The 4,606-nt window shown below is 39.8% G+C and carries 4 protein-coding genes and 1 pseudogene; 3 read left to right on the top strand and 2 right to left on the bottom strand.

Going from position 1 to position 4,606, the window contains the following annotated elements:
• The first annotated feature begins 272 nt into the window (after positions 1-272).
• The 3 genes from QZ998_RS16355 to QZ998_RS16345 all read left to right on the top strand — a co-directional run bounded on the left by QZ998_RS16355 (position 273) and on the right by QZ998_RS16345 (position 2,897).
• The gene (locus QZ998_RS16355; protein WP_296561909.1) at positions 273-1,061 is read left to right on the top strand and encodes a hypothetical protein; all 789 of its coding nucleotides are present in this window, start codon (positions 273-275) and stop codon (positions 1,059-1,061) included.
• A 391-nt stretch (positions 1,062-1,452) separates the two neighbouring features.
• Positions 1,453-2,046 (top strand): type IV toxin-antitoxin system AbiEi family antitoxin domain-containing protein, encoded by a 594-nt coding sequence (locus QZ998_RS16350; protein WP_296561907.1) that lies wholly within the window; start codon positions 1,453-1,455, stop codon positions 2,044-2,046.
• Positions 2,043-2,897, top strand: coding sequence for a nucleotidyl transferase AbiEii/AbiGii toxin family protein (locus tag QZ998_RS16345; RefSeq protein WP_296561905.1), 855 nt, complete (start codon positions 2,043-2,045; stop codon positions 2,895-2,897). Before QZ998_RS16350 ends, QZ998_RS16345 begins: the two co-directional genes overlap by 4 nt.
• A 251-nt stretch (positions 2,898-3,148) precedes the next feature.
• Here QZ998_RS16345 and istB read toward each other — a convergent pair whose 3' ends face one another.
• On the bottom strand, positions 3,149-3,913 hold the full coding sequence (gene istB / locus QZ998_RS16340) for an IS21-like element helper ATPase IstB (RefSeq protein WP_296561903.1): 765 nt from the start codon (positions 3,911-3,913) through the stop codon (positions 3,149-3,151).
• Positions 3,903-4,606 (bottom strand): annotated as a pseudogene (locus tag QZ998_RS16335) (IS21 family transposase); the annotation flags it as partial. The pseudogene QZ998_RS16335 and the gene istB, both read right to left, overlap by 11 nt.

Here is a 4,606-nt window from a genome sequence, read left to right as displayed (position 1 = left end):
TGCGATAATCCTCAATCTGCTGACGACGAAATAGGTGCAGTTCATCTTTGGACATTAAAAATACCTCCATTTATTAATCTGTTGAAGGTATTATCGCATGAATTTGTAGCGTGAAATATGTGCGGACTATTTGACATTAACGCAGCCATTTAGTAAATGATAAAATTAAAAATTCAAATGAACTACTTACTTCGTTAAAAGAAGAGCTTTCTAAATTCAATGAAGAAAAATTACAAACTCAAAAAAGCGAATTGGAGAATAAAAAGAAACTTTTGGAAGATGAATTGAATAACTATATATTATTTTTCAAAGAGAACTTTGAATTTGATATCAAAAATTTGGACTTGAATAATCTAAGCCAGTATATCGAAAGTGTAGATAAAGATAGTAAACGAATTTTAAAAGAGATTGAGTTCATTTATGGTGGATTATTTACACTCTATAAGAATAGTGAACATATTTCTGAGTTTTTGCAAACTGAAAAAACAAAAATTGAAATACAAACAAAAGAGGCAGAGCTTTGTTTTTTAAAACAATCTGTAAGACCATATTTTGAAGAAGAGAGAGAAAAAGTCAAAGATTTTTTAGAGGATCGAATTAAAGACTTTTTTTATGAAAAACTGATTAATAAATTATATTGTAAAATTGATCCACATCCTGACTTCAAAGAGGTAGAGTTTAGACCAAATTTAGATGGAGAAAATCCACGATTGGATATTTATGTAAAAAATAGTGACTCAGAATTAATTATTCCAAATTTATATTTTAGTACCGCTCAGATTAACATTTTAAGTTTATGTATTTTCTTGGCTTCGGCATTGAAATCTACAGAATATGATTGTATCCTTATTGACGATCCTATCCAATCTATGGATAGCATTAATGTTTTATCAACAATTGATTTATTAAGGAGTATCATTGTCAATAATGATAAACAAATTATTATATCAACACATGATGAGAATTTTCATAATTTATTAAAAAAGAAAGTGCCAACAGAATTGTTTAAATCTAAATTTTTGAAACTTGAAAGTTTTGGAAAGGTCGTTAATGACGTATAGATCACAAAGTCAACTTGTAACTTGAAATTTCAAAAGAGCTTATCTAGTTGGCAAAGTTTTTCGGGGATATTAAAAATTGGGGGAACAAAGGGGTTCGATTGAGCGGATTGTCGTTTACAAATAAAAGACTGATAATTGTGGCTTTGTGCATCGGATTGTTCACAATCACACAGAATCGAAGTTCGGTAAGCTGACAAGGAACATGAGAAATCTACGGGATCGATTCTAAAAACACTTAAAATTGACAATTGGCATCCCCACTTGGTTTTTTAGCCGAAATATTCATGGAGCCATTTTCTTCTTTCCGATTTAGGTTTATGAATAGAGCGTTCAGCATATTTACTTTCGTACTAATAATGTTTATAATATTAGTACGAAAGGAAGTGAAATCGTGAAACAATACGAACAGCTGGATAAATTGATGGCCGAACATGATGGTATTGTTCAAACTTCGCAGGTTGTTGCCGAAGGAATTTCTAAACCTGTATTTTATGATTATATCAAAGAGAAAAAACTGGAACAGGTGGCTCATGGCATCTATGCTTCAGCGGATACCTGGATCGACGCGTTGTATCTGATTCATCTTTGCAGTAAACAAGCGGTCTTTTCTCATGAAACCGCTTTGTTTCTTCATGATTTGACGGACCGAGAACCAGCTCCCTATTCGATTACAGTTAAGACTGGCTATAATCCCAACCGGCTGAAAGCCGATGGCGTCCAGGTTTATACGGTTAAGCCCGAGCTTCATGGAGTAGGCCGCACCACTGCTCAGACGTCTTTTGGACATACGGTTCCGGTTTATGATATGGAAAGAACCATCTGTGATCTGATCCGCAGTCGCAAAGGGATTGAAATCCAAACCTTTCAAGACGCAATAAAGCAATATGTCCGACGCAAAGATAAGAATTTGCGAACATTAATGCAGTATGCATCCCTGTTTCGGGTTGAAAAAATTTTGCGACAATATCTGGAGGTACTATTATGATCAAGACATCAAAACAACTGAAGGATTTGATCCGTAATCTATCAAAAAAGAAATCAGCGGATGCCCAGATGCTGATGCGACATTATATGATGGAACGATTTCTGGAGCGAATTTCTCTTTCTGAATATAAAGATCAATTCATTTTGAAGGGGGGAATTCTAGTAACGGCGATGATCGGGTTGAACGCAAGATCGACCATGGATTTAGATGCCACGGTAAAAGGAATCAATGTGAATGCCGATGACGTGGAGCAGATCGTTGCTTCGATTGCCTCGGTTCCCTTGGACGATGGGGTATCTTTTTATATCAAGAGCATTGGTGAGATAATGGATGAAGCTGAGTATCCGGGGATCAGGGTTAGTATCGAGACAAAATTTGACGGCGTGATCACACCATTTAAGGTAGATATTTCCACAGGTGATGTCATTACCCCTAAAGAAATTCGGTATCAACTCAAACTGATGTTGGAAGAACGTCAAATTGATATATGGGCTTACAATCTGGAGACGATTCTGGCCGAAAAGTTGGAAACCATTATTTCCCGCAATACCACCAATACCCGCATGAGAGATTTTTATGACATCCACAGCCTGCTACAATTACATGGTGAAAACATGAATCCTACAGTTTTCAATCAGGCACTGATGGCAACTGCGAACAAGCGTGGTACAGAGCATTACTTAAAAGATATGCTGTTGATCGTTGATGAAGTGGAAAATAGCAGTGTCATGGAAAATCTTTGGCTGGCTTATCAAAAGAAATTTTCTTATGCATCGGAAATTACCTGGAAAACAATCATGGAATCCGTCCGCAATTGCATGGGGTTGATCAGAATGGAGGGCAGATATTAGTTATTTTATGGTGCATTCGTTTTTAAGGTCTAATAAATGAAAGTGGTAATTCATGTACAAATATAAACATTCGAAAAAAAGAGTAAAACGTGTCGTAAACATGTCGCATATCATATAGTGTTTTTTGCAAGTACTTTTTGCAGAAAGTTGCAAGTTAAAAATACAGAATGTTGCATTATGGAAAATCCATAGTTTTGCAAGCTGAAATGCGAAGCGATTTCGATAAAACTCAAAGCATTGCAGGCAGTTTTTTATTGTTTTTTTAATTGATTGTCCGATATTGAACGGTACAACTCATTGATGCTGGATTCCCGCATCCGGTTACTGGGTCCCGGAAACATAAGCAGGTGGCAGTGATGAAGGAGCCGATCCAGCATGGCAGCCGTCATCTGTTCATCATAGAGCACATTGACCCATCGGGAAAATTCAAGGTTGGTATTAAGAATGATAGACCGACGTTCATAACAATCGGATATGATTTCGAACAGGAGCTGTGCTCCCGTTCGATCCAGTGGTACATAACCATATTCATCCAGGATAATGACTTCCGCTTTATTCAGTCTTTTCAGAAAAGCGGTCAGGGTGCCAGCGGTTTTAGCTTCGGACAGTTTATTCACCAGGGCTGCTGTCCGAAAGAATTTCACCGGGATTCCCTGCCGACAGGCGGCTACGCCGAGGGCGGTTGACAGCATGGTTTTACCGGTTCCAGTGCCGCCATACAGGATGAGATTCTTCTTTTCGTGAATAAACGCAAGGGATTTCAGGCTTTCCGGGGTCAGATCTGAAGGCAGGGTGATTTCATCAAAGCGATACCCTTCGAAGGTATTAATCCCATAGAAACCGGCGCTGTTCACTAACTTCTGGGTGCGGGTGATCTCCCGATAATGGAGTTCTTCACTGAGTATCTGATACAGATATTCCTGATGACTGCTGCCTTCGGTGGTTTGCGCCAAATCAGCCAGATTGCGGCTCAGACGTAGCTTTCGGCAGCATTCGATGATTTCTTTATCCAACACGGTCGTCAACCCCCTTTCCCTGCAGTAACACATCATAAGCCGTCAGATTAGGCTGCATCGGGGTCATCTTTGGAATACCCGGAGGAAGGGTCATGGCCGGTAGCTCGGGGATATCGGAATACAGGCGACGGTAAAGACTCTCCAGACTGTCGGCATCCCTCACCTGATGGGTTATCGCATGATCAACCGTATTCACCGCACTGTCAAAACCGGTGCGATCGGTCAACTCGGAAAGAAGCTTGAGGATTTGTCCAACTTCGCTGTTTGAACAGGTGGTCAGATAGGTTTGCATGGATTCCGGCATCAGTTCATAGACTCCCGTATATTTAAGGGCTCGGGGTCGCAGTGATAATTGTTTCAGATAGGGCAGCCAGTCCATCTGCTCTTGTTTGGCATCTCCGTAAAGACGCCGGTGGCGAACAATTTCACGAAAGTTTTCATCTTGAATAATCACCAGCGCTGAAGTTAACACCAGGTGAACTGGACACTGGGCATACTTTGGAGCCACCGAGTAGGCGTGCTGTCTTTGATTCAGATAAACCTTGCCCCAATTGTCAGCTTTGAGGGTTTGATGACCAGTGAGGTCAAACGCAATCACCGGCAGTTCACGGCAAACCTTGAGATCCACCTGTTCAAACAGCGAAGTTGGACAAATCCTCAAGCTTCTTTCCGAGTTGACCGATCGCACCGGTT

The organism is uncultured Acetobacterium sp. (genome assembly GCF_927416815.1).
GTDB lineage: Bacteria > Bacillota > Clostridia > Eubacteriales > Eubacteriaceae > Acetobacterium.
This window is presented reverse-complemented; position numbering and strand designations above follow the sequence as displayed.

Excerpts from the sequence above, each read along its gene's own strand:
- QZ998_RS16345 (WP_296561905.1), top strand. The coding sequence starts at position 2,043 with ATGATCAAGACATCAAAACAACTGAAGGATTTGATCCGTAATCTATCA.